Here is a 23,674-nt window from a genome sequence, read left to right as displayed (position 1 = left end):
GGGTCGGACGGTCACCGTCCGTCGTAGCCCGCCGTCGGCATCGACAGCCTGCGGTGCACCCTGGCCTTCATCTGGGCGTCGTAGAGGGGCTCCGCGAAGCCCACGGTCTCGACCCGTACCCCGCGGCGGGCGCACTCGGCGGTGAACTCCTCCACGGAGGACAGGGCGCTCTCCAGGACCCGGCGGCTGGGGGCCACGAAGAGGTCCCGGCCCGCCCGCACCCCGTCCCACAGCACGCAGTGGTCGGCGCGCAGTCCCCGCACCAGCAGTTCCCGCCGCACGGTGTACCCCCGCTCCGCGGCCCAGCGCGCGCACATCGCGTGCTGGCTGCGGGAGTCCACCAGGAAGGGATCGGCGTCCAGTTCCTCAAGCGGCGTCAGACTCGCGATCGCCGTGACACGGACCGCTCCCATGGTGTCCCCCTCACCTCCGGGTTTCGCCGCCGACCCTACTCCAGCCCGTAGGCTTCGGGGAGTCGCGCGAAGGAGGCAAAGAGGTGCCGGTGGAGATCACCTGGTGGGGCCACGCCACCTGCACGGTCACGGATTCGGACGTACGTGTGCTCACCGACCCTCTGTTCGCCCGCCGGCTCGCGCATCTGCGCCGGCGCCGCGGCGCGGTGCCCCCGTCCGAGGCCCGTCGTGCGGACGTGGTTCTCGTCTCCCACCTGCACGCCGACCATCTGCATGTTCCCTCGCTGGCGCGGCTGGAGCCGGGCACGCGCCTGCTCGTGCCCCGGGGCGCACCACGCCAGGTGCCGGGGCTGCGCCGGCTCACCCACCTGCGGGTGGACGAGGTGGCGCCCGGTGACGAGCGGCGCGTCGGCGACCTCCTGATACGCGCGGTGCCCGCCTGGCACGACGGGCGGCGCCTGCCGGTCGGCCCGCACCGCTCCCCCGCGCTCGGTTACGTCGTCGAGGGCTCGGCGCGGACGTACTTCGCCGGGGACACCGGACTGTTCGACGACATGGCCAAGGAGGTCGGACCGGTCGACGTGGCGCTGTTGCCGGTCGGCGGGTGGGGCCCGTACCTAGGGGACGGCCACCTCGACGCGGGGCGGGCGGCCCAGGCGTTGGCCCGGCTGGGGCCGCGCAGTGCGGTACCGGTGCACTACGGGACGTACTGGCCGATCGGGATGGACGCGGTACGGCCGCACGAGTTCCACGCGCCGGGTGCGGAGTTCGTGCGGCTGGCGGCCCGGTGCGCGCCGGACGTGGACGTGCACCGGCTGGAGCACGGGGAGAGCGTGCGGCTGGAGGTCGCACGGTGACGTGGCTCGCGGCCGTCACCACGGGGGCGACACCCGGGGCCGCCGGGCAGGCGATCGGGTATCCGACGTTGTTCCTGCTGGTGTTTCTGGGGGCGCTGGTACCGGTGGTGCCCACAGGGGCGCTGGTGAGTTCGGCGGCCGTCGTGGCGTTCCATCAGACGGCGCCCCTGTCCCTGCTGTTCGTGTTCGTCACGGCCTCCGCCGCCGCGTTCCTCGGGGACATCGCCCTGTACTGGCTGGGGCGGCGCGGGATGAAGTCGAAGAACGGCTCGCGGTGGCTGGAGGCGCTTCGGTCCCGGGCGCCGGAGGAGCGGCTCTCGCAGGCGCAGGGGAAGCTGGCCGACCACGGGGTGGCCGTCCTCGTGCTGTCCCGGCTGGTGCCGGCGGGCCGGATCCCGGTGATGCTGGCCTGTCTGATGGCCGAGTGGCCCTTGCGGCGGTTCATCCGGGGGAATCTGCCGGCCTGTCTGGCCTGGGCCGTGACGTATCAGCTGATCGGGATTCTGGGCGGGTCGCTCTTCAAGGAGCCCTGGCAGGGGGTGGTCGCGGCGATCGCGCTGACCGTGGCGATCAGCGCGGCACCGACGGTGTGGAAGCGGGTCCGCTCCTGAGAGCGCTCCTAGGAGCCCTCCAGCACTCGTGAGCCCCCGATCGGCAGGTCCCACAGGTCCTCACGTGCCAGGCCCGCCTTCTCCCACGCCTGCCTGACCCTGGTCAGCGGCTCCAGCACCGGCTCCGCCGACAGGACGAACGTCGCCCAGTGCATCGGGGCCATCCTCCTCGCGCCCAGGTCCTGGGCGGCTCGCACCGCCTCCTCCGGGTCGCAGTGGACGTCGCTGAGCCACCAGCGGGGGTCGTAGGCGCCGATGGGCAGGAGGGCGAGGTCGATACCGGGGTAGCGCCGGCCGATGCGGGAGAACCAGTGGCCGTAGCCCGTGTCGCCGGCGAAGTAGACGCGCTGTCCGTCCTGGGCGGTGAGCACCCAGCCGCCCCACAGGGTGCGGCAGGTGTCGGTGAGGGAGCGCTTGGACCAGTGGTGGGCGGGGACGAAGTCGAAGCGGACACCGTCCAGTTCGGCCGCCTCCCACCAGTCGAGTTCGGTCACCGCGGTGAAGCGGCGGCGGTGGAACCAGCGGGCCAGGCCGGCCGGGACGAAGACCGGGGTGTCGCGCGGCAGGCGGCGCAGGGTCGGGGCGTCCAGGTGGTCGTAGTGGTTGTGGCTGATGACGACCGCGTCGACGCGCGGCAGGGCCTCCCAGTCGATACCGACCGGGGTGATGCGGGCCGGGGTGCCGAGGATGCGGCGCGACCAGACCGGGTCGGTGAGGACGGTCAGGCCGCCGATCCGCACCACCCAACTCGCGTGTCCCGCCCAGGAGACGGCGACCGTGTCGGCGTCGACGGCGGGCAGCGGGCCGGGCGCGTAGGGCAGCTTCGGGATGTCGGCGAGGCCCTCGGGCCCGGGGCGTACGGCGCCCTCGCGGGCGAAGCGGGCCATGGCCTTCAGGCCGGGCAGCGGCGCGGTCAGACGGTCGTGGAAGGACTTCGGCCACACTCTGCGCTCGCCCAGCGGGCGGGGGGCGGCGAGCGGCGGGGACGCGGGCCCGAAGGACGAGGGGGCGGAGGGGGCCGAGGGCTCGTCGGCCACTCGCGTGCCGGTGGTCGACTCGGACTGCTGCGTCATCGAGGAGGCTCCCATCGCCGAGCGTCGTCGCGGAGGTCGTCGAAGACCGACTCCAGGGTGGTCAACGCGCGTTGCACGTGTGGCAGTTCCAACGGCGCGGGTGAGGTGAGGCATTCCGCGCGTTCGTCGTCGGATCCGCCGAGCAGGGGGCCGGTCGACAGCCGTACGCGCAGCGCGCCGAGGTCGTCGCCGAAGCGGTGACCGCCGGGCGCCGGCATGCCGAGCCGGGCGGTGAGGAAGTCCTCCAGGTCCTGGGCGTCGCCGACGCCCCGCGCGATGAGCGCGGGCCGCAGCGGGCCGAGGTCGACGTAGAGGTGACGGCCGGCCCGCGGGGGCCGGCAGAGCGCGCCCGCCCCGACGACCACGGAGTGCGCGGCGGCGGCCACGCGCGCGTGAAGGTGTCCTACGGCAGCACGGTGGGCGGTGACCGGTTCGGGCTCGGTCAGAGCGTGGGCGGCGGCCGCCGCGACGGGGGCGGCGACGCGGGCGCCGAGGGCGGTCAGGATGTCCAGCACACGCGCGCGAAGGCCGTCGCCGTCGCCGTTGGCCGGGAAGCGGGCGAAGGCGGCCGGCCAGCCGGTCGGGAGCAGGCTGCCGGCCAGGTCGGTGACGACGGTGACCCGGGCGGGCAGCATCTCGGCGGGGCTGAGCAGGACCGTCTCGTGCGGGGCGTGCACGGTGTCGCGCCAGGTCTCGTCGCTGACCAGGTGCAGGCCCTCCCCCGCGGCGGCCTCGACGGTCTCGTGCAGCACCTCGGGCGGGGCGACGGTGGCGGTGGGGTCGTCGGCGACGGACAGCACCAGCAGCCGCGGGTCACCGCCCTCGTCGCGCACCCGGCGCACGGTCTCCAGGAGGGCGTACGGATCCGGGACACCCCCGCACTCGGCCGGTGTCGCCACATGGAACACGGGTCTGCCCAGCAGGCGTGCGTACGGCGCCCACCAGGCGGCACAGGGGCGGGGCACCAGGACGTCGCCGCCGAGCGCGGCGGTCAGGGCGAGCAGCAGGGAGGGGGCGCCGGGGGCGGCGACCACGTGGTCGGTTTCGGCGGGCAGGCCGCGCCGGGCCGCGTAGGCGCAGGCGGCCTCCAGGAGCGGGGTGCCGCCGCCGACCGGTTCGGCGCGGGGGCGGGCGGCCGCGGCGGCGAGGACGGCGGTGAGTTCGGGCAGGACGGGCAGCCCGTCGTCGGGCAGCGGAGGGCCGTAGCGGACGGGGCCGTGGCCCTCCGGGTCGGTCCGCATGGTCACCTCCGTAGGGCGCTGTCCGGTGACTCGTCCGGTCCGCCGTCTCGTTGTCTCGCGCCTGGCTCGCCCGACGCGCTCCTCGCGCTCCGGGTACCCACGGCGCCGCCGTCCCATGGGCGCGGGTGCGGGTAGCGCCTGTCACACGGACCCGAGGTTTCGATCTCAGGCGTCCGTCGCGGGAGTCTTGCGGCGCAGCCGGTACACGGCGCCCCCGGCGGCGGCCGCGATCAGCAGTCCACCGGTGACCAGGGTGGGCACGGAGTCGCTGAAGGAGCCGCCCTGACCGGCGCGGACGGGCCTCTGGACGGCGGCGGGGTCGCAGCTCTCGGTGCGCGACCCGGTCCGCGGCTCGGTGCCCGGCTCGGTGCGCGGCTCGGTGCGCGGCTCGGTGCGCGGCTCGGGACACGGACGGTGGCTGCCTTCGGCGGCGGCGGTGCCGCGGGTGACGGTGAAGGTGGCGCTCCATGCCTTGCCCGCTGCGCGGTCCGCGGTCGGGCAGGTGCCGTCGACGGTCCACGCCGAGTCGGGGCCGACTCCGCCGGCGCCGTCCTGGAGTTCCTGGTCGGCGGAGACGCGCGCGGTGCCGCTGTAGGCGGGGCCGGAGACCTGGTCGTCGTTGCCGGGCACCAGCTGCAGCCGTACGGTCTGCGACTCGAAGGCCTCCGAGGTGGCCTCGACGGTGGCGGGCGGTGTCCCGGCGCCGGGATCGCAGGAGACGGACACGGTGACGGTGCCGCCCGGCTGGACACTGCTCGGGCTGACCTCCGCCGCCGGGTCCGCGGAGGCGCTCGGCGCGGCGGCGCCCAGGGTGATCCCGAGCGCGGGGAGGACGAGGGACAGGGCCCGGAGACGGGCGGTGCGGCGCATGAGGTGGACTCCTTCGGCCGACGGCTGCGGGGCCCGTCGTCGGGCGGCGGGGTGTCGACGACTGGACCGAGGGCACGACGGTCGCACCCACAGCCATCACAGCCCGGCCCTCCCCGTCCCGCGCGCGGCCGGAGGCCATTGGCGGGACGGGGAGGGCCGAGTGGGTGATGCCGGGCGCCGCGGAGGTTCGGCGCGCTGCCGTCAGCCCGCCGCGTCGCGCATGATCTGCTCGCGCATCCGTCCGCAGCAGCGGCTGATCAGCCGGGACACATGCATCTGGGAGATGCCCAGCTGCTCGGCGATCCGGCTCTGGGTCATGTCGCCGAAGAAACGCATGTAGAGGATGGCGCGCTCCCGCTCCGGAAGGGCGGCCAGCCGCGGCTTGACGGACTCGCGGTCGACGACCGTGGCCAGAGCGGGATCGGCGGAGCCGAGGGCGTCGGCGAGCGAGTAGCCGTCCTCGGTGCCGGGCAGTTCGGCGTCGAGGGAGAGGGCGCTGAAGCTCTCCAGGGCCTCAAGGCCCACCAGGACGTCCTCCTCGCTCATGCTCGCGTGCTCGGCGATCTCGGCGGTGGTGGGCCTGCGTCCCTGGATGGTCTGGACGAGGTCCTGGGAGGCGAAGCGGACGCGGTTGCGCAGGTCCTGGACCCGCCGCGGCACGTGCAGGGTCCACATGTGGTCGCGGAAGTGGCGCTTGATCTCGCCGGTGATGGTGGGGACGGCGTAGCTCTCGAAGGCGTTGCCGCGTGCGGGGTCGTAGCGGTCGACGGCCTTGACCAGGCCGAGGGCGGCGACCTGGCGCAGGTCGTCGAGGTTCTCGCCACGGTTGCGGAAGCGTCCGGCGAGCCGGTCGGCCATGGGCAGCCAGGCCTCGACGACCTGTCCGCGCAGGGTGTCGCGCTCGGGTCCCGGGGGCAGTGCGGCGAGCCTGCGGAAGGCTTCGGCCGTGTCGGGGGCGTCGTCATGCGGGTGGTGCTTCGCGCTCACTGGAGTGGGCATGTGCGTCGCAACTCCCTAGATGGTGCTCTGGGGTGGACGATCGGCGCGGGGCCCGCGTGCGGACAGGTGCGGCCGCGGCGGCCGGTCGCCGCTCCCACGGACGTGCCTCCGGTCCGAAGCACTGTGAGTGCGCCTGCCCCCGGCCCCCCGGGCCAAACCCCGGGCCAGGTTTTCGGATGGCCCGCAGGGTGACTCGTAGGGCTGCCTGTGCCGTCCATGTCCGGGAGGTCAGCCCATGAGCACCAAGGTGTCCGACCATGTCCTCGAACGGCTGCGCGAGTGGGGTGTGGACCATGTCTTCGGCTATCCGGGCGACGGCATCAACGGCCTGCTGGCGGCCTGGGGGCGGGCCGGCGACCAGCCGCGGTTCGTGCAGTCCCGGCACGAGGAGATGTCCGCGTTCGAGGCGGTCGGCTACGCCAAGTTCAGCGGCCGCCTCGGAGTGTGCGCGGCGACCTCGGGGCCCGGCGCGATCCACCTGCTCAACGGCTTGTACGACGCCAAGCTGGACCATGTGCCGGTGCTGGCGATCGTCGGCCAGACGCACCGCACAGCGATGGGCGGGTCGTACCAGCAGGAGGTGGACCTGCACACCCTGTTCAAGGACGTCGCCTCGGAGTTCGTGGAGACGGTGACCGTCCCCGAGCAGCTGCCGAACGTCCTGGACCGGGCGGTCCGCACCGCGTACGGGCGCCGCTGCCCCACGGCGATCATCCTCCCGGGCGACGTCCAGGAGCTCGACTACTCGCCGCCCACGCACGAGTTCAGGATGGTGCCCTCCAGCCTGGACAGCAGCGCCTGGACTGCGGTGCCCTCCTCGGAGTCGCTGGAGCGGGCCGCGGAGATCCTCAACTCCGCAGTCAGGCCCGCGATTCTGATCGGCCAGGGCGCGGCCGGAGCGCGGGCCGAGGTGGAGCGGGTCGCCGAACTGCTCGGCGCGGGCGTCGCCAAGGCACTGCTCGGCAAGGACGCGCTGAGCGACGAACTCCCCTACGTCACCGGCTCGATCGGCCCGCTGGGCACACGGCCGTCGTACGAGCTCATGCGGGACTGCGACACCCTGCTGACCATCGGCTCGTCGTTCCCGTACACGCAGTTCCTGCCCGAGTTCGGCAAGGCGCGGGGCGTGCAGATCGACATCGATCCGCACATGGTCGGGATGCGCTACCCGTACGAGGTGAACCTCGTCGGCGACGCGAAGGCGACGCTCCGGCGGCTGATCCCGATGCTGGACGTGGAGCGCGACGGGCGCGAGTGGTACGACACGGTGTGCGACAACGTCACGGGCTGGCGCAAGGTGATGGAGCGGCGGGCGCAGCAGTCAGCCGACCCGATCAACCCGGAGTACGTGGCCCACGTCCTCGACCCATTGCTGCCCGACAACGTGATCGTCACCTCGGACTCCGGGTCCACCGCCGCCTGGTACGCCCGGCACCTGACCACGCGTCCCGGCATGCGCTCGTCGCTGTCCGGCACGCTGGCGACGATGGGCCCCGGAGTGCCGTACGCCATCGGCGCGAAGTTCGCGCACCCGGACCGGCCGGCGATCGCGCTGGTCGGGGACGGGGCGATGCAGATGAACGGCATGGCGGAGCTGATCACCGCGGCCAAGTACCGCGACCTGTGGGAGGATCCGCGGCTGATCGTCGCCATCTGGAACAACCACGACCTCAACCAGGTCACCTGGGAGATGCGGGCCATGGAGGGCGCCCCGTCGTTCCTGCCCTCGCAGGCGCTCCCGGACGTGCGGTACGCCGCGTTCGCCCGCTCCCTCGGTCTGACCGGGATCCGGGTGGAGAAGCCGGAGGACGTCGAGGCGGCCTGGCGGGCGGGTCTGCGGGCGGACGGGCCCGCCGTGCTGGAGTTCCTCACCGATCCGGCCGTACCGCCGATCCCCCCGCACGCCGACTGGGATCAGATGGAGGCCACGGCCGCGTCCGTCCTCAAGGGCGACGCCGACCGGGCGTCCGTGGTGAAGCAGGGCTTCAAGGCGAAGGTGCAGGAGTTCCTGCCGGGGCGGGAGAAGAAGTAGCCGTCGGGAGGGCGACCGGTTCGGACCGGTCGCCCTTCGGCTCCGGGAGCATCAGTTCCTCGTACCGGCCGAGCGCGAGCACCGCGGCGAGCATGAGGATCGGTATGAGCGCGGCGAGGAGCACCATCGCCATGTCCTTCCCAAGGGAGGTGCGCGGGGGGTCGGAATCGGGTCTCCCGGGTTCGGTCCGGCAAACCCCGTGTCGGCCTCCGGTGCACGGGTACGCGGTGCGGACCCGAAGATCTGGAGGGGAGACATGCAGCGAGGCAGCGACCGGCTGAGCCGCCACCGCGACGACGAGATGAAGCACGAACTCCAGGGTCTGCTCCGTTCCGGGCATCCCACCCGGACCGAGGAGTGGAACGACCCGGAGCCGACCGCCGACGACGATCCGCAGGTCTGGGGCGGCCCCGTGGCGCCGGGCAGCGACGGGGCGTCGCTGGAGACCGTCCGACTGGAGCTGGCCCGGCTCCTGGGCCGCAGCTCGTTCCCCGCCACTCCCGTGGAGCTGGTGCGGGTGCTGCGCCGCAAGAACGCCCCCGACCCCCTCACCGAGGCGGTGGAGGCACTGCCACGCAAGGAGAGCTATGCCAATGTCCAGGAACTCGCGCGGGCGCTGACCCGGGCGGAGGGGACCCCGTGACGGCGGAGCTCGTGAGGGACGTGATGACACCCGGTGTGGTGGCCGTCCGGCCGGACGCCTCGCTGGTCGAGGCGGCGCGGCTGATGCGCGCCCAGGACATCGGCGATGTCGTCGTGGCCGACGGGCAGCGCGTGGTGGGGCTGCTCACCGACCGGGACATCACGGTCCGGGCCGTCGCCGACGGCGTCGACCCGCAGACGGTGAGCGCCCGGGCGGTGTGCACACCGGATCCGCTGACGGTCGCCCCCGGCGACCCGGTGACCCAGGCGGTCGCGCTGATGCGGACCCATGCCGTACGGCGGCTGCCGGTCGTCGAGGACGGCCTGCCCGTCGGCATGGTGAGCCTCGGGGACATCGCCGAGGCCCGGGATCCGGGTTCGGCGCTGGCCGACATCACCCGCGCGGATCCGGACGACGGGGCGGCCTTATGAGCGGGGGCCGGGCCGCGGAGCTCAGCGCCACCGGCACCACGGTCGACGTCGGGGACGTGACCACCCGGTATCTCCTGTACGGGCTGCTGCCCAGCTGGTTCGTGCCCGGTCTCGCCGACTGGGTGACGGACCGGCGAACGAGGAGCGAGGAGACGGCCGGGACCAAGGAGTCCTTCCTCCACGCCCTGATGATGGCCGAGGTGGGCCTGCCCATCGCGCTCACCCTGCGCTACCAGGTCAATCCGCTGCTGCTGAGCGTGCAGCTGGGCGGTGCCGCCGTGCACGAGGCGACCGCGCTGCGGGATGTGAAAACGGCCGTCGACAGCGACCGCGAGGTCAAGCCCGTCGAGTGCACGCCGACCAGGTCAGCGCACTCACCGGCATCGGCGCCGCGATCGGCGCCGGTGTGCTGCTGCCGTACGGCGAGGAGCTGCCGCGCTGCGTACGCGCCTCCCGTGCAAGGAAAAGCTGTCCAAGAAAGGACGTTGAGTCATCATGCGTATCGCGTTTCTGACCGCGCCCGAGGGCGTCGAGCAGATCGAGCTCACCGAACCGTGGCAGGCCGCGGAGAACGCGGGGCACGAACCCGTGCTCGTCTCGACGGAGTCAGGCACGGTCCAGGCGTTCAACCATCTCGACAAGGCGGACACCTTCCCCGTGCAGGAGGTCGTGGGCGACACGTCCGCGGACTCCTTCGACGCACTGGTGCTGCCCGGTGGGGTGGCCAACCCGGACTTCCTGCGGACGGACGAGAAGGCCGTGGCGTTCGTGCGGGACTTCTTCACCCAGGGACGCCCGGTCGCCGCGATCTGCCACGCGCCGTGGACCCTCGTGGAGGCGGACGTCGTACGGGGCCGGGTGCTCACCTCCTGGCCGAGCCTTCGGACGGACATCCGCAACGCCGGCGCCACCTGGGTGGACGAGCAGGTGAAGGTCTGCGACCACGGGAACAACAAACTGGTCACCAGCCGTAAGCCGGACGACCTCAAGGCGTTCTGCGAGACGTTCCTCGACGTGTTCTCCCAGGAGGCCGCCTGATGGACCCCGCCGACCGTACCCCTGTGGATTCCGCGGAGCGCAAGCAGCGCCAGCGCGAGAGCTTCCACGCAGACGACCCGGGCGCCGGGCCGCTCACCACCGACCAGGGCGTCGAGGTGGACCACACCGACGACTCGCTCGCCGCCGGTGAACGCGGTCCGACGCTGATGGAGGACTTCCACTTCCGGGAGAAGCTCACCCGCTTCGACCACGAGCGGATCCCGGAACGGGTGGTGCACGCCCGGGGCGCGGGAGCCTACGGGTACTTCGAACCGTACGAGTCCTGCGCCGAGTTCACCCGTGCCGCCTTCCTCCAGGACCCGGCGGTGCGCACCCCCGTCTTCGTGCGGTTCTCGACGGTGCAGGGCCCCAAGGGTTCCGCGGACACCGTGCGGGACGTGCGCGGCTTCGCCACCAAGTTCTACACGTCCGAGGGGAACTACGACCTGGTCGGGAACAACTTCCCGGTCTTCTTCATCCAGGACGGCATCAAGTTCCCCGACTTCGTGCACGCGGTGAAGCCGGAGCCGCACAACGACATGCCCACCGGCGCCTCCGCGCACGACACTCTGTGGGACTTCGTGTCGCTCCAGCCGGAGACCCTGCACGCGATCATGTGGCTGATGTCGGACCGGGCCATCCCGCGCAGTTACCGCATGATGCAGGGCTTCGGCGTGCACACCTTCCGGTTCGTGACCGCGGACGGCAAGGGCACTTTCGTGAAGTTCCACTGGACGCCGAAGCAGGGCTCCCACTCGCTGGTGTGGGACGAGGCGCAGGAGTGCCAGGGCCGCAACCCGGACTTCAACCGGGGCGACCTGTGGGACTCCATCGAGGCCGGCGAGTACCCGGAATGGGAGCTCGGTGTGCAACTGGTGCCGGAGGAGGACGAGTTCGCGTTCGACTTCGATCTGCTCGACGCCACGAAGCTGATCCCCGAGGAGCAGGTGCCGGTGCGGCCGATCGGCCGGATGGTGCTGGACCGCAACCCGGAGAACTTCTTCGCCGAGACCGAGCAGGTCGCCTTCCACACGGCCAACGTCGTGCCCGGGATCGACTTCACCAACGACCCGCTGCTCCAGGCCCGCAACTTCTCCTACCTGGACACCCAGTTGATCCGGCTGGGCGGGCCGAACTTCTCGCAGCTGCCGGTGAACCGGCCGGTGGCGCCGGTGCGCAACAACCAGCGCGACGGCTACCACCAGAGCGCCATCCACCGGGGCACGAACTACTCCCCGAACTCGCTCGGCGGTGGCTGCCCGGCCCACGCCGGGGCGGACGGGACGGCGTTCACGCACTACACGGAACGCGTGGACGGGCACAAGATCCGGCGGCGCAGCCCGAGTTTCCAGGACCACTACAGCCAGCCCGCGCTGTTCTGGAACAGCATGGCCGACTGGGAGAAGCAGCACATCGTCGAGGCGTTCCGCTTCGAGCTGGGCAAGGTGGACGCCCGGGCCGTGCGGGCCCGCACGGTCGAGCAGCTCGCGAAGGTGGACGGCGCGTTGGCGGCCCGGGTGGCCCGCGGTGTCGGGGTCCCGGAACCCTCCGGGGGCGAGACGGCGTCCAAGCTCTCCTCCCCCGCGCTCAGCCTGGAGTCGCAGCGCGGCGACGGCTCCCTCCGCACCCGGAAGATCGCCGTCCTCGTCACCGACGGGATCGACGCCGAGCAGGTGACCTCGGTGCGGGAGCGGCTGGCCGCCGAGGGCGCGATCGTGGAGGCGCTGGCCCCGGCGGACGGAGAGGTGCGGGGTGCCGACGGCGAGCTGTACACCGTCGACCGCGCGCTGCCGACGGTCGCCTCCGTGCTGTACGACGCCGTCCTGCTGCCCGGCGGTCCGGTGGGCACACCGCCCGCGGCCGCCGACCAGGACGCGATGCGGTTCGTGCGGGACGCCTACCGGCACGGCAAGCCGATCGGCGCGCTCGGCTCGGGCGTCGGGATCCTGTCGTCGCTGGAGCCGGAGGGGCTGCGGGTGTCCACGGAGTTCCACCGCGTGGAGGCCGACCACGGCGTGGTGACGGAGACGTCTCCGGGCCCGGCGGGCGAGGAGTTCCTGGACGCGTTCGTGGCCGCGATCGCCGCGCACCGGCACTGGGACCGGCCGCCGACGCGCCACTGAGCCCTTCGGGCATCTCACCGGTGGCCTGCTGATCATGTGATCGGCAGGTCACCGTCGGCTGTCGGCGGGCCCGGTCAGTCCAGCGCCGGGGTCGCCGACTCCCCCGCCTTGCGCTCCCGCGCGCCCTCACGGGTCCGGCCCGCGGCCACCGTCCGGCGCGGGTTGCGGCGTAGGTACTCGCCTTCGAGCCGGGCCATGCGCTGGTTGTGGGCGCTGAGCGCGTCGTTCGAGCCGTGGAGCAGCGTTTCGTGCCGGGTGCGATGGATCGTCTCCAGCTCTTTCATGAGCTGGTGGTCGTCCAACTGGCTGGGGTCGACTCCGGTCATCGTGGTGTCCCGCTCGTCGTGTTCGTTCATGGGCTTCGGGTACCCGCCCCGCACGCATTACCGCACTGCCCCCGAGCGGCATCCGGGAGGGAACCATGGATCTCGCTTTCCTGCATCCACTCTACGAAAATCCGGGCCCCTGGGCCTCGGTGTACGTCGACACGTCCCGACATACGGAGGACACCCCCCACGAACGGCATCTCGCGGCGCTGGCGGCCTCCCGCGAGCTGTCCGCGCAGGGGGCCGACGAGAAGACCTGCGTGGCCGTACGAGAGGCGCTGGAGGAGCTGCGGCACTCGTCCGAACCGCACGGCCGGGCCGTCTTCGCCCGGGCCGGCGAGGTCGTCCTGGACCCGCCCCTGACCAGGTCGCCCGAGGGCAGCCTGGTCCACTGGGCCCCGCTGCCGCACACCGCGCCCCTGCTGGAGCTGGCCGGCGAGGACCCGCTGTGCGTGGTGGCGTACGTCGACCGCAAGGGCGCCGACTTCGAGCTGCGCGGGGCGCTCGGCCGGCAGGGTGCCGGCACGGTCACCGGCAGGCAGTGGCCCGTCCACCGGACGAGCAGCTCCGACTGGTCGGAGCGGCACTTCCAGCTGCGGGTGGAGAACACCTGGGAGCACAACGCGGCCGAGATCGCCGACGCGCTCACCGTCTGCCAGGAGGAGACCGGCGCCGACCTGCTGATCCTGGTCGGCGACGAGCGGGAGAAGCGGTCGGTGCACGAACGGCTGCCCAAGGCGCTGCAGGGCCGGGTCGTGGAGGCCGAGCACGGCGCCGGGAGCCGGCTGCTCGACGAGGACGTGGAGCGGGCCCGTGCGGAGCACGTACGGCAGCGCGCGGAGCGGGAGCTGGAACGGTTCCTCGCGGCCCGCGCACCGGGCGACGACGGCCGCCCCGGAGCCGTGGAAGGCGTTCCCGCGCTGGTCGAGGCCGCGCGTGAGCACCGTATCGACGAGCTGCTGATCCGCCCGGACGGGCCCGACGCGCACCGCGAGGTGTGGATCGGCGAGGATCCGGACCAGCTGGCGGTCCGCCGTACGGATCTGAAGATCCTCGGTGAACAGAACTCCTGGTCGGCCCGGGCGGACGACGCGCTGATCAGGTCGGCGGTCGCGACGGGCGCTCCGGCGCTCTCGGTGACCCCGGTGGCCGAGGAAGTCCCGGTGGGCGGCCTGGGCGCCCTGCTGCGCTGGGCCTGAGACGCTTCGGACGGGTCCGGTGACCCTCGGTCACCGGGCCCGTTCCACGCGTCGTTCGTCCCACACCGGCTCCGGCGTCTCGCGCACCCGCCCGTCCGAGCCGAAGACCAGGAACCGGTCGAAGGAGCGCGCGAACCAGCGGTCGTGGGTGACCGCGAGGACCGTGCCGTCGAAGGCCTCCAGGCCCTCCTGGAGGGCCTCGGCGGACTCCAGGTCCAGGTTGTCCGTGGGCTCGTCCAGGAGCAGCGCGGTGACGCCCTGGAGCTCCAGCAGGAGGATCTGGAAGCGGGCCTGCTGGCCGCCGGAGAGCCGGTCGAAGTTCTGCTCGGCCTGGCCGGTCAGTTCGTAGCGGCGCAGCCGGGACATCGCGGCACCCCGGTCCTGGGCGTGCTCCTTCCAGAGGATGTCGAGAAGGGTGCGGCCGAAGAGCTCGGGGTGGGCGTGCGTCTGCGCGAAGTGGCCGGGCACGACCCGCGCGCCCAGCTTCCACTGCCCCGTGTGCGCCACCGTGGTGTCCCCCGCCAGCAGCCGCAGGAAGTGGGACTTGCCGGAGCCGTTGGAGCCGAGGACGGCGACGCGCTCGCCGTAGAAGACCTCCAGGTCGAAGGGGGTCATCAGGCCGGTCAGTTCAAGTCCCGCGCAGGTGACGGCCCTTACGCCGGTGCGGCCGCCCTTGAGGCGCATGGTGATGTCCTGCTCGCGCGGCGGCTCGGGCGGCGGTCCTGCCTCCTCGAACTTGCGCAGGCGGGTCTGGGCCGCCTGGTAGCGGGAGGCCAGCTCATGGCTGATGCTGGCCGCCTGGCGGAGGTTCAGCACCAGCTTCTTGAGCTGCGCGTGCTTCTCGTCCCAGCGCCTGCGCAACTCCTCGAAACGGGCGAAGCGTTCGCGGCGCGCCTCGTGATAGGTGGCGAATCCGCCGCCGTGCACCCAGGCGTCCGCGCCGGCGGGCGAGGGTTCCACGGAGACGATCTTCTCGGCGGCCCGCGAGAGCAGCTCCCGGTCGTGGGAGACGAACAGGACGGTCTTGCGGGTCTCCTTCAGCCGCTCCTCCAGCCAGCGCTTGCCTGGCACGTCGAGGTAGTTGTCCGGTTCGTCGAGCAGCAGCACCTGGTCCGTGCCGCGCAGCAGCGCCTCCAGCACGAGCCGCTTCTGCTCACCGCCGGACAGCGTCCGCACCTGCCGGAACTGCGCCTTGTCGTAGGGCACCCCGAGCGCGGCCATGGTGCACATGTCCCACAGCGTCTCGGACTCGTACCCGCGCACCTCGGCCCAGTCGGAGAGGGCCTGCGCGTACGTCAGCTGGGCGGCCTCGTCGTCCACGGTCATGATCAGGTGCTCGGCCCTGTCGACGGCCCGCGCGGCCTCCTGGATCCGGTGCGGCGCGACCGACACGAGCAGGTCCCGTACGGTCGTCTCGTCCCGTACGGACCCCACGAACTGGCGCATCACGCCCAGGCCGCCGCTCACGGTGACCGTCCCGCCGTGCGGTTTCAGCTCGCCGGAGATCAGCCGCAGCAGGGTCGTCTTGCCGGCGCCGTTGGGCCCGACGAGGGCCACCACGGCCCCTTCGCCCACCCGGAACGACACATCGCCGAGCAGCGCCCTCCCGTCGGGGAGGTAGTACTCGAGATGCGCGGCTTCCAGATGTCCCATGGAGCGCATTGTCGGTGCGACGGCGGTACCTGGGCAAACGCTTATCACGCCCTGCGGGGCCCGGGGAACCGCGCGACAAGACGCGATGAACCCGCATCCGGCACCGACCATGCACCCGCCCGACGGGTACCCGCACCGGTATGAGCCCAGACGTAGACCTCACCGCCCTCCGCCCCGGCCCCCTGCGCGACCGCCTCCTCGCCCTGGACTCCCGTGTCTTCGAGTTCGCGGCCGCCCGGAACTGGCCCGCGGCCGAGCCGGTCCTGCCCCGGCTGAGCAGAAGCGCGAACCACGGCGTCCTGTGGTTCGCCACCGCCGCCGCGCTGGCCGCGGCCCACACCCCCCGCTCCCGCCGCGCGGCGGCCCGCGGCCTCGCCTCTCTGACCCTGGCCTCCCTGACCATCAACACCCTCGGCAAGCGCTCGGTCCGCCGCACCCGTCCCGTCCTGGACCCGGTCCCCCGGGTCCGGCAGCTGAAGCGGCAGCCGATCACGACCTCGTTCCCCTCCGGCCACGCCGCGTCGGCCGCCGCGTTCGCGACCGGCGTGGCACTGGAGTCCCCGGCGTGGGGCGCGGCCGTGGCCCCGGTCGCCTGGTCGGTGGCGCTCTCCCGGGTCTACACGGGTGTGCACTTCCCGAGCGACGTGCTGGCGGGTGCCGCCCTCGGCGCGGGTGCCGCGTTCGCCGTACGGGGGCTGGTGCCGACGCGCGCCCAGATCGTGCCGCCGGCCCGGCCCCGCGCGGAGGTTCCCGCGCTGCCGGAGGGCGAGGGTCTGGTGATGGTGGCGAACACCGCCTCGGGCACCGCGGAGCGGGTGCGCGCCTTGCACGACGGGCTGCCGCTGGCAGAGATCGTCGAGTGCGAACCGGACCTGGTGCGGGTCGAGTTGGAGAAGGCGGCGGCCCGCGCCACGGTGCTCGGCGTGTGCGGCGGCGACGGCACGGTCAACGCGGCCGCCGAGATCGCCCTGCGCCACGGTGTGCCCCTCGCGGTGCTGCCCGGCGGCACCCTGAACCACTTCGCCTACGACCTCGGCGTGGAGGGCGCGCGCGATCTCACCCGGGCCGTCCAGCGGGGCGAGGCCGTGCGCGTGGACGCGGGCCGGTTCACCAGCGACGGCCGGGAGGGCGTCTTCGTCAACGCGTGCAGCCTGGGCGTGTATCCGGAGCTGGTGCGCGAGCGGGAGCGCTGGTCCAAGCGGATCGGCGGCTGGCCGGCCGGGGTGCTCGGGGCGCTGCGGGTGCTGCGGGCCGACCGGCATCCGCTGGAGGCCGAGTTCCGGGGCCGGGCCCGGCCGCTGTGGCTGCTGTTCGTCGGCAACGGCACCTATCACCGGATGGGTCTCACTCCCGGCCGCCGCACCGACCTCGCCGACGGCCGGTTCGACGTGCGGGTGGTGCACGGTGGCCGCCGGCCCGCGCTGCGCCTGCTCGCCGCCGCGGTGGCGGGCCCGCTGACGCGGTCCCCCGCCCACGCGGCGGTCCAGGTGGGGCGGCTGCGCCTGTCGGGCGTGGCGCCGGGCACACTGCTCGCCTACGACGGCGAGGTGACCGACGTACAGGGCGAGGTGCTGCTGGAGAAGCTGCCCGAAGCGCTCACCGTGTACCGGCCGCTGCCGGGTAGCTGATCCCCCATCAGTCCGCATGGCGATACGGGGGGTCTCAGCATCCGACATGCGGGCGTACGGTTCCTGGTACCGACGGAGTTGTCGAAAAGGGGAGCTCAGCCATGCCTGGACCACAGGGGAAGCCGCAGGAGACCGCCGTCTACACACACGGTCACCACGAGTCCGTGCTCCGCTCGCACACCTGGCGCACCGCCGCCAACTCGGCGGCCTACCTGCTCGGTTCGCTGAAGCCCCACATGCGGATCCTGGACATCGGCTGCGGACCGGGCACGATCACCGCCGACCTCGCGGCACTGGTCCCGGACGGCAGGGTGACCGGCGTCGACCAGGCGCCGGGCATCCTGGACCAGGCCCGCGCCACGGCCGAGGCACGAGGTCTGACGAACGTCGACTTCGCGGTCGCCGACGTGCACGCTCTGGACTTCCCGGACGACACCTTCTGCGTGGTCCACGCCCACCAGGTGCTCCAGCACGTGGGGGACCCGGTGCAGGCACTGCGCGAGATGAGCCGGGTCACCAGGCCGGGCGGACTCATCGCGGTGCGCGACTCGGACTACGCGGCCATGACCTGGTACCCGGAGTCAGCGGGGCTGGACGACTGGCTGGACCTGTACCGCCGGGTGGCCCGGGCCAACGGCGGCGAGCCGGATGCCGGCCGGCGGCTGAAGTCCTGGGCGCTGCGCGCGGGCCTGACCGACATCACCGCGAGCTCCAGCACCTGGACCTACTCCACCGCCGCCGAGCGGGAGTGGTGGAGCGGGCTGTGGGCTGACCGCACGGTGGCCTCGGCGTACGCGGAGCGGGCCACCGAGAGCGGCCACGCCACCGTGGAGCGACTGCGGGCCGTGTCGGACGCCTGGCGGGAGTGGGGCAGGCAGGAAGACGGCTGGTTCTGTGTACTGCACGGAGAGATTCTGTGCCGAAAGGAAGCCTGAAACGCGGATTCCGGGAAACTCGGAATGCAGGAGGTTCACTATGATTGCCATCCTGCTTGTGCTGCTTCTCGTGCTGATTCTTTTCGGCGCCGGTTTCGCATTGAAGATTCTCTGGTGGATCGCACTGGCTGTGCTCGTGCTGTGGTTGCTGGGGTTCCTGATGCGTGGGACGACATCGGGCGGAAGCAGGGGTCGTTGGTACAGGTGGTGAGTTCCCCGGCCATCACTCCCGGGGAAGCAGCGGTCCCAGCGGCCCGAGGTCCAGGTTCAGGTCCTCGGGCCGCAGTCCGTACCGCTCGCGCAGTTCGGTCATGCGCTCGTCGAGGAGCATGAGGGTGAGCCCGATCCGCTCCTCCTGCTCCTCACTCAGGTCGCCCTCGTCGAACCGGCGCAGCGCCTGGCGCTCCATGAGCTGCCGCAGCAGCTCCACGACGGTCAGGACGAGCTTGACGAGGTCACGCTCGACCGTGTCGGGCTCCAGGTCCATCCGCTTGCGTCGGGCCGTCACAGCAACTCCTCCCACGGCGAGGGAACTTGCGCGTTGACCGAGCTGATCAGCGCGTTCAGGTCGATGCGGACGAGGTCGACGTCCGCGATCCGCAGGGTGATGTCCCCGGTGATGACGACCCCGCCGGCCAGCAGCCGGTCGAGCAGGTCGACAAGGGCCACCTCGCGGCGCTCGATGACGGTCACGGCTGCTGTTCCTCCCCCGCGAAGGAATAGGCCGCCCAGGGTCCTGTGAGTTCCACCCGCATTCCCGGGAGTTCACCCTTGGTCCGGTCCACCATTTCCACGAATTCCTCGGACTCGCCGCGCGGCACGAGATAGGCCGCATTCAGAATGTTCTTTCCGGAGGCTCCGGAAAGCGTGGGATTCTGCGGGGCGTGCAGCCGCGCGTCCTCGGCGTATCCGGAAAGCGTTTCGTGCAGCCGGGTCGCGAATGCCTCCGCCTGCTGCCACATTTCCTCGTGCGACCGCACGCTTTGCCGCCGCTGCCGCAGATAGTCCCGGCCCGAGACCGGCCTGGCCGGCGTCTCCGCGGGCTCCGCGCGGTCCGGGGCCGGCGTCTCGGCGTACACCTTGACGCCCCACTCCACCCGGTCCTGAAGCCGGTCGAGGGTGCGCCGGAAGCTTTCCTCGCGTTCCTCGATCATCACGCGGACGCCGCTGTCGTCACGGAACACGGTGCCGAGCCGGAGCGGCAGCGGGGTGGTGACGACGGTGAGCGCGTCGATCACGCTCTGGTGCGCGCGCACGGTCCCGGTCAGCCAGTCCAGATCCTCCAGATGCCTGCGGAGCGGCTCTTCGGCGAAGTCCCGCTCCGGAACATGGCTGACGACGGCCACCAGACCGTGGTGGTGCAGCAGTCTGGGCGGGTCTCCGGCCACCCCGGCCAGCTGGGCCTGCAGTGGGGTGCCGAAGGGGCGGCAGACGGCGTACACATACCGCAGTCCGATCATGAACTCTCCTCCTCGGCACGGCGGCTGGGCTCCAGCTCCTCCAGGCGCGCGAGCCGCTCGCGCAACTCGCTGTTCTCCCGGGCGAGTTCGTCACGGCGGGCGCGGGAGGACAACGCAGGGTCGTCCTCCCACCAGTCGATCCCCATCTCCTTGGCCTTGTCGACCGAGGCGACGATGAGCCGCAGTTTGATGGTGAGCAGCTCGATGTCGAGCAGGTTGATGCGGATGTCCCCCGCGATGACGATGCCCTTGTCCAGCACACGCTCCAGGATGTCGGCCAGGTTGGCTCCGCTCCCCTGACCGTAGGGATCCGGGAGCCGGCTGGGCATGCTCATCGTCGGCTCCCGCTCTCGGCGTACTCCTCTTCCTCTTCCTCCTCGGGCACCTCTTCCTCGGACATCTCTTCCTCGTCCTCGGGAGCCTCGTCCTCGGGCTCCTCCTCGTCGTACTCCTCGTACTCGTCCTCGGGCTCGCCCTCCTCCTCGGGCTCGTCCTCGGTCTCGTACTCGGCGTCGGGGCCCTCCTGCTCCTCCTCGTCCTCTTCCTCGGCGCCCTCGGCCTCTTCTTCCTCCGCCACCGCGTCCTCGTGGCTCTTGACGACCTCGCCGTCCTGGATCTCACCGCGCCAGCCGTCCTCCGCCTCCCCCTTGAGGGTGATGAAGCGGGCGAAGTGCTTGAGGTCCAGCCGGGTCCGGCGGCCCTGGGCGCGCCAGATGTTGCCGGTCTTCTCGAACAGGCCCTGGGGGTAGTACTCGATCACCAGCAGGACACGGGTGAGCTTGTCGGCGAGCCTGTGGAAGGAGACGACGCCCTTGGTCGTGCCCTTGGCGCCCTCCGACGTCCACTGGATCCGATCGTCCGGGACCTGTTCGGTGGTGGTCGCCTTCCAGCCGCGGTTGGACCAGAAGATCTTCGCCTGCCAGTCGCTGTGGGTGTCGTCGGCGCGGTTCGCGCTCTTGACGCCCTTCGCGAAGGTGGAGAAGTCCTGGTACTGCGTCCACTGGTCGTAGGCCGTGCGCAGATCCACGCCGACATCGATGAACTCGATGATCACGGTGGGCTTCTGGCCCACGCCGCGCTTCTTCTTGCCCTTGCCGCCGCCGAGGTTCTTGAAGGCGCCGACCACGCTGTCCTTGGCCTTGCCCGCTCCGAGCTCCAGCGCGCTGCGCAGCGGCCCCTTGCCCTCGGCGAGCTTCTTGCCGCCGTCGAGGGCGAGCTTGGCGAAACCGGGGCTGTTGCCCTCGGCGATGTCGTTCAGCTTGCCGGTGGTCTCGCCCAGCTTGCGGCCGACACCGACCAGCATGCGCTGGGCCTGTGCGGCGACGTACTCCTGCAGCTCGGCCTTGAGCCGGTCGGCGGCCTCGCTGTGGGCCACCTCGGTGAGCGGGTTGTTCTTCGCCTTGTCGGCGGTGTCGCGGGCGGATCCGAGTGTCTCGGTCATCACTCACCGCCTCCCTTCGGCAGTCGGGCCCGGGTGCTCCGGCCGGCCCCCCTGGCCGCGGTCGACTTCTTGGCGGCCGTCTTCTTCGCCGTGGTCTTCTTGGCCGCGGTCTTGCCGGCCGTGCGGCCCTGGCTCTGCGCGGCCTTCTTCGCGGGCGGCTTGCGGCTCGGCTCCCTCTTCCCGGCCGTCTTCTTGGCCGGGGCCTTCTTCGCCGGGGCCTTCTTGGCGGTCCTCCTGGCCGCGGCGGGAGCCTCTTCCCGCTCGTCCTCGTCGTCCTCGTCCTCGGCCTCGTCGTCCTCGTGCTCGTGCTCGTCCGAGGGTTCGTCCTCGTCCTCGTCCGAGGGCTCCTCGTCGTCCTCGGCCTCCGCGGTCCCAGTCTCCTCCTCGTCGGGCTCCTCGTCCCCTTCGGACTCCTCGTCCTCGTCGTCGGAGAGGCCCGGCAGGTCCGGCGCCACGCCGGCGAGCTCGTCGCGGACCTGGGCGGTACGGCCGTGCAACCGGTCGGCGATCGCGTCCATCTGCCGCTCCACCATCGCCCCCGAGGCCGCCTTGCCGACGCCTCGCAGGTCCTGGCGGAGCGTGTCCCCTATCTCCTTGAACTGCGGGTTCTTCAACAGTTGCTGGGAGACCAGATCGGCCACGGCCTTCGGGCTCAGATGCATCCGCTTGCCGGCCACGAGCGTGCCGACGGCGAACGCCAGTTTCAGTTTCTTCGTACGTCCTAGGAGATATCCGGCCCCTACGGCGAGGCCCAGTCCTGTTCGGTTCATCGTGTCGTCCCGTCGCCAGTCCCCGCGCCGCCGCGCAGGCCGATCTCCAGTCGTTCGAGGAGTTCGTCCTCCTGTCGGTCGAATTCCTCCTCGTCGATCTCGCCCGCCTCGAGTCGCTCCTCGAGCCGGGCGAGCTCCGCCCGTACCGTCGCCGGGTCGTAGTAGAGGCGCTCCGCTTCGTTCAGCACCTGCTTGATCACCCAGCCGCTGCCGCGTACCGGGGCGAACGGCAGCAGCAGCACCTCTCCGATGAGACCCACGGCTGACTCACTCCTCCGCGTGGTCGATGCCGACCGTGGTGCCCGCGGGTTCGGCCGGGCCCGGGTCGACGAAGCTGTACGGCGGCAGCGGGCCGTTGACCCGCAGGTCGAGGTGCGGATGGGCCTTGCGCAGCTCGTCCACCGCCTCCAGGAAGGAGGCGGCCGAGTCGCGCTCCACGAGGAAGGACACGTTGGCCAGCCAGCCCGAGGACTCGGGGCCCACGCTGATCGCGTCGGCCAAGGGCTCCAGGGCGCTCTGCACCAGACCGGCGTCCTCGGCCTCGCGGGCCTTGACCGCGGCCACGACCATCTCGCCGAGCCTGAGGCGGTCCTCGTAACTGCCGCCGCCCGCCTTCCGGTTGGCCTCGGTCATCGCGCGGACGTCCGGGTTGTCGGACATCACGCGGTGCAGTACGGCCTCTTCGTCGTGCGTGGCCTTGACGTTGTACTCGACCTTGCCGTCGAGGGTCCGCAGGCGCTCCTTGTAGTGCTCGGAGCGTTCCGCGAGCACCCCGGTGACGGTGTCGTCGTCGGGGGCGACGCTGCCGAACCGCATGGGCAGGATGCAGCCGTCCGCGCCCGCCTCGCTCAGCACGTTCTGGTGGGCGAGGAGGTCGCGGCGCTTGGGCCGCAGTCCCTCGGGGGCGTCACTGACGATCGCCGCCAGCTCGCCCACCGTCAGCACCCGCACCGGAAGGGCTGGGTCGCCGACCCCTGTCAGGTCCTCCGGCACCGTGGGGTGGGAGGCGGCGGTGATGCCGTAGACGTACGTGCTCACTCCTGCTCCTCCTTCCGGCGCGAGGCGGTCGACTTGCGGGCACGCGGCCTGGACTCGCTCTGGCCGTCTCCCTCACGCGCCTGCTTGAAGGCGTCGGAGATGGTCTCGGCGGCGCCCGAGAGCGCGCCCTTGGACTTGCCGCGCGCGCCCGACTCGGTGATCGAGCCGACCACGTCGGGCAGACCGGGGCTCTTGTTCGGGCCGGACTCCAGGTCCAGCCGGTTGCACGCTTCGGCGAAGCGCAGATATGTATCGACGCTGGCCACCACGACCCGTACGTCGATCTTCAGAATCTCGATGCCGACCAGGGAGACCCGTACGAACGCGTCGATGACGAGACCCCTGTCGAGGACCAGTTCCAGAACGTCGTAGAGGCCGCTGGAGCCGCCTCCGCCACCGCCCTGTTGTGCCGGGACAACGGTCATGTCGACCGCGCCTCCTTTTCTGTGTGCTGGTGAACGGATGTCTGTACGGCGGAGCGGTCTAGTGACCGCCCCGCCTTTGTGCGTCCGCGCGCCCTCGTTCGTAACGCCGAACGCGCCGATAGCCGGTGAGCTGGCCCTCCGGGTCGAGTTCGACCTGGTAGGTGGCCATGAGGCTCATCGTGTCGGGCACGCGGGTCAGCTCAAGGACCTCGATCTCGAGCTCCCAGCCGTCCTCCGTCTGTTCGAAGGACGACACGTTCTCGACGGTCATGCCGGTCAGCTCGGCCAGCTGGGCGCGCGCCTCGCGCAGCACCTCCATGGGCTTGGGCCGACTGTTCTCCGCCACTTTCTCGTCCGTGTCCTCTTCTGTCCCTTTGCGGGAGTTTCGTGAATCCTGTGTTTCGGATGAGTTTTTTGTGTTCGACATGGCACCTCTCACCTCGGGTGGCCGCTCGTTCCTTCGCCAAA

28 protein-coding genes and 1 pseudogene are annotated in these 23,674 nt (G+C 71.8%); 12 read left to right on the top strand and 17 right to left on the bottom strand.

The features are described 5' to 3' along the window. Positions 1–11: 11 nt before the first annotated feature. Complete coding sequence (locus H293_RS0117575; protein WP_007385884.1) at positions 12–413, bottom strand: hypothetical protein; 402 nt, start codon at positions 411–413, stop codon at positions 12–14. An 83-nt stretch (positions 414–496) separates the two neighbouring features. Between H293_RS0117575 and H293_RS0117570 the strand changes: the two genes are divergently transcribed. Next, entirely contained in the window at positions 497–1,270 is a 774-nt protein-coding gene (locus tag H293_RS0117570) for an MBL fold metallo-hydrolase (protein ID WP_020119173.1), read from the top strand. Then, positions 1,267–1,881, top strand: a complete 615-nt coding sequence (locus tag H293_RS0117565) for a DedA family protein (protein ID WP_020119172.1) — start codon at positions 1,267–1,269, stop codon at positions 1,879–1,881. The genes H293_RS0117570 and H293_RS0117565 overlap by 4 nt, the downstream gene beginning before the upstream one ends. 8 nt (positions 1,882–1,889) lie before the next feature. Here the strand turns inward: H293_RS0117565 and H293_RS0117560 are convergent, their stop codons facing one another. The 4 genes from H293_RS0117560 to H293_RS0117545 form a co-directional block, all read right to left on the bottom strand. Continuing rightward, complete coding sequence (locus H293_RS0117560; RefSeq protein WP_020119171.1) at positions 1,890–2,954, bottom strand: MBL fold metallo-hydrolase; 1,065 nt, start codon at positions 2,952–2,954, stop codon at positions 1,890–1,892. After that, on the bottom strand, positions 2,951–4,195 hold the full coding sequence (locus tag H293_RS0117555) for an aminotransferase class I/II-fold pyridoxal phosphate-dependent enzyme (RefSeq protein ID WP_020119170.1): 1,245 nt from the start codon (positions 4,193–4,195) through the stop codon (positions 2,951–2,953). The genes H293_RS0117560 and H293_RS0117555 overlap by 4 nt, the downstream gene beginning before the upstream one ends. A gap of 165 nt (positions 4,196–4,360) precedes the next feature. Continuing rightward, positions 4,361–5,065 carry a hypothetical protein gene (locus tag H293_RS0117550; protein ID WP_020119169.1) on the bottom strand — a complete coding sequence of 235 codons (705 nt, stop codon included), beginning with the start codon at positions 5,063–5,065 and terminating at the stop codon, positions 4,361–4,363. Between the two features lie 201 nt (positions 5,066–5,266). After that, positions 5,267–6,064, bottom strand: a complete 798-nt coding sequence (locus H293_RS0117545) for an RNA polymerase sigma factor SigF (RefSeq protein WP_028807935.1) — start codon at positions 6,062–6,064, stop codon at positions 5,267–5,269. Between the two features lie 235 nt (positions 6,065–6,299). Here H293_RS0117545 and H293_RS0117540 point away from each other — a divergent pair, with 235 nt between their 5' ends. The 6 genes and pseudogenes from H293_RS0117540 (at position 6,300) to H293_RS0117520 (ending at position 12,331) form a co-directional block, all read left to right on the top strand. Beyond that, positions 6,300–8,096, top strand: coding sequence for a thiamine pyrophosphate-requiring protein (locus H293_RS0117540; protein ID WP_020119167.1), 1,797 nt, complete (start codon positions 6,300–6,302; stop codon positions 8,094–8,096). Positions 8,097–8,352: 256 nt separating this feature from the next. Continuing rightward, entirely contained in the window at positions 8,353–8,739 is a 387-nt protein-coding gene (locus H293_RS0117535) for a DUF2795 domain-containing protein (protein WP_020119166.1), read from the top strand. Continuing rightward, entirely contained in the window at positions 8,736–9,170 is a 435-nt protein-coding gene (locus H293_RS0117530) for a CBS domain-containing protein (protein ID WP_020119165.1), read from the top strand. The genes H293_RS0117535 and H293_RS0117530 overlap by 4 nt, the downstream gene beginning before the upstream one ends. Then, positions 9,167–9,684, top strand: a pseudogene (locus tag H293_RS60160) (diguanylate cyclase). Before H293_RS0117530 ends, H293_RS60160 begins: the two are co-directional and overlap by 4 nt. After that, positions 9,666–10,208, top strand: a complete 543-nt coding sequence (locus H293_RS0117525) for a type 1 glutamine amidotransferase domain-containing protein (protein WP_020119164.1) — start codon at positions 9,666–9,668, stop codon at positions 10,206–10,208. The pseudogene H293_RS60160 and the gene H293_RS0117525 overlap by 19 nt, the downstream one beginning before the upstream one ends. Then, positions 10,208–12,331: a catalase gene (locus H293_RS0117520; RefSeq protein ID WP_020119163.1), complete on the top strand. Its 2,124-nt coding sequence runs from the start codon at positions 10,208–10,210 to the stop codon at positions 12,329–12,331. The genes H293_RS0117525 and H293_RS0117520 overlap by 1 nt, the downstream gene beginning before the upstream one ends. Before the next feature lie 74 nt (positions 12,332–12,405). On the opposite strand, the gene H293_RS0117515 is transcribed toward H293_RS0117520, so the two are convergent. Further along, positions 12,406–12,687 (bottom strand): DUF6158 family protein, encoded by a 282-nt coding sequence (locus H293_RS0117515; RefSeq protein ID WP_020119162.1) that lies wholly within the window; start codon positions 12,685–12,687, stop codon positions 12,406–12,408. Between the two features lie 65 nt (positions 12,688–12,752). Between H293_RS0117515 and H293_RS0117510 the strand changes: the two genes are divergently transcribed. Beyond that, complete coding sequence (locus H293_RS0117510) at positions 12,753–13,856, top strand: baeRF2 domain-containing protein (protein ID WP_020119161.1); 1,104 nt, start codon at positions 12,753–12,755, stop codon at positions 13,854–13,856. 30 nt (positions 13,857–13,886) lie between these two features. Here H293_RS0117510 and H293_RS0117505 read toward each other — a convergent pair whose 3' ends face one another. Next, the gene (locus tag H293_RS0117505; RefSeq protein WP_020119160.1) at positions 13,887–15,509 is read right to left on the bottom strand and encodes an ABC-F family ATP-binding cassette domain-containing protein; all 1,623 of its coding nucleotides are present in this window, start codon (positions 15,507–15,509) and stop codon (positions 13,887–13,889) included. A gap of 140 nt (positions 15,510–15,649) precedes the next feature. Here H293_RS0117505 and H293_RS0117500 point away from each other — a divergent pair, with 140 nt between their 5' ends. The 3 genes from H293_RS0117500 (at position 15,650) to H293_RS0117490 (ending at position 18,283) form a co-directional block, all read left to right on the top strand. Then, a complete protein-coding gene (locus H293_RS0117500) occupies positions 15,650–17,137 on the top strand; it encodes a bifunctional phosphatase PAP2/diacylglycerol kinase family protein (protein WP_020119159.1) in 1,488 nt (495 codons plus the stop codon). Between the two features lie 101 nt (positions 17,138–17,238). Continuing rightward, the gene (locus H293_RS0117495) at positions 17,239–18,072 is read left to right on the top strand and encodes a class I SAM-dependent methyltransferase (protein WP_020119158.1); all 834 of its coding nucleotides are present in this window, start codon (positions 17,239–17,241) and stop codon (positions 18,070–18,072) included. Between the two features lie 40 nt (positions 18,073–18,112). Then, entirely contained in the window at positions 18,113–18,283 is a 171-nt protein-coding gene (locus tag H293_RS0117490; RefSeq protein ID WP_020119157.1) for a hypothetical protein, read from the top strand. Positions 18,284–18,295: 12 nt separating this feature from the next. Here H293_RS0117490 and H293_RS0117485 read toward each other — a convergent pair whose 3' ends face one another. The 10 genes from H293_RS0117485 to H293_RS0117440 are packed head-to-tail and all read right to left on the bottom strand — an operon-like array spanning position 18,296 to position 23,633. Continuing rightward, positions 18,296–18,580 carry a gas vesicle protein K gene (locus H293_RS0117485; RefSeq protein ID WP_020119156.1) on the bottom strand — a complete coding sequence of 95 codons (285 nt, stop codon included), beginning with the start codon at positions 18,578–18,580 and terminating at the stop codon, positions 18,296–18,298. Then, positions 18,577–18,765, bottom strand: coding sequence for a gas vesicle protein (locus H293_RS0117480; RefSeq protein WP_007385868.1), 189 nt, complete (start codon positions 18,763–18,765; stop codon positions 18,577–18,579). The genes H293_RS0117485 and H293_RS0117480 overlap by 4 nt, the downstream gene beginning before the upstream one ends. After that, on the bottom strand, positions 18,762–19,532 hold the full coding sequence (locus H293_RS0117475) for a GvpL/GvpF family gas vesicle protein (protein ID WP_020119155.1): 771 nt from the start codon (positions 19,530–19,532) through the stop codon (positions 18,762–18,764). Before H293_RS0117475 ends, H293_RS0117480 begins: the two co-directional genes overlap by 4 nt. Continuing rightward, positions 19,529–19,867: a gas vesicle protein gene (locus H293_RS0117470; RefSeq protein ID WP_007385866.1), complete on the bottom strand. Its 339-nt coding sequence runs from the start codon at positions 19,865–19,867 to the stop codon at positions 19,529–19,531. Before H293_RS0117470 ends, H293_RS0117475 begins: the two co-directional genes overlap by 4 nt. Then, complete coding sequence (locus tag H293_RS0117465; protein ID WP_020119154.1) at positions 19,864–20,973, bottom strand: SRPBCC family protein; 1,110 nt, start codon at positions 20,971–20,973, stop codon at positions 19,864–19,866. The genes H293_RS0117470 and H293_RS0117465 overlap by 4 nt, the downstream gene beginning before the upstream one ends. Continuing rightward, complete coding sequence (locus tag H293_RS58440) at positions 20,973–21,743, bottom strand: hypothetical protein (protein ID WP_020119153.1); 771 nt, start codon at positions 21,741–21,743, stop codon at positions 20,973–20,975. The genes H293_RS0117465 and H293_RS58440 overlap by 1 nt, the downstream gene beginning before the upstream one ends. Next, positions 21,740–22,003, bottom strand: coding sequence for a gas vesicle protein GvpG (locus H293_RS0117455; RefSeq protein ID WP_020119152.1), 264 nt, complete (start codon positions 22,001–22,003; stop codon positions 21,740–21,742). Before H293_RS0117455 ends, H293_RS58440 begins: the two co-directional genes overlap by 4 nt. Before the next feature lie 7 nt (positions 22,004–22,010). Next, complete coding sequence (locus H293_RS0117450) at positions 22,011–22,781, bottom strand: GvpL/GvpF family gas vesicle protein (protein ID WP_020119151.1); 771 nt, start codon at positions 22,779–22,781, stop codon at positions 22,011–22,013. Then, positions 22,778–23,206 (bottom strand): gas vesicle structural protein GvpA, encoded by a 429-nt coding sequence (locus H293_RS0117445; RefSeq protein ID WP_020119150.1) that lies wholly within the window; start codon positions 23,204–23,206, stop codon positions 22,778–22,780. Before H293_RS0117445 ends, H293_RS0117450 begins: the two co-directional genes overlap by 4 nt. A 58-nt stretch (positions 23,207–23,264) precedes the next feature. Further along, on the bottom strand, positions 23,265–23,633 hold the full coding sequence (locus H293_RS0117440) for a gas vesicle protein GvpO (protein ID WP_078612603.1): 369 nt from the start codon (positions 23,631–23,633) through the stop codon (positions 23,265–23,267). Between the last annotated feature and the right edge of the window lie 41 nt (positions 23,634–23,674).

Source organism: Streptomyces canus 299MFChir4.1, from assembly GCF_000383615.1.
GTDB classification, from domain to species: Bacteria; Actinomycetota; Actinomycetes; order Streptomycetales; family Streptomycetaceae; genus Streptomyces; species Streptomyces canus_C.
This window is presented reverse-complemented; position numbering and strand designations above follow the sequence as displayed.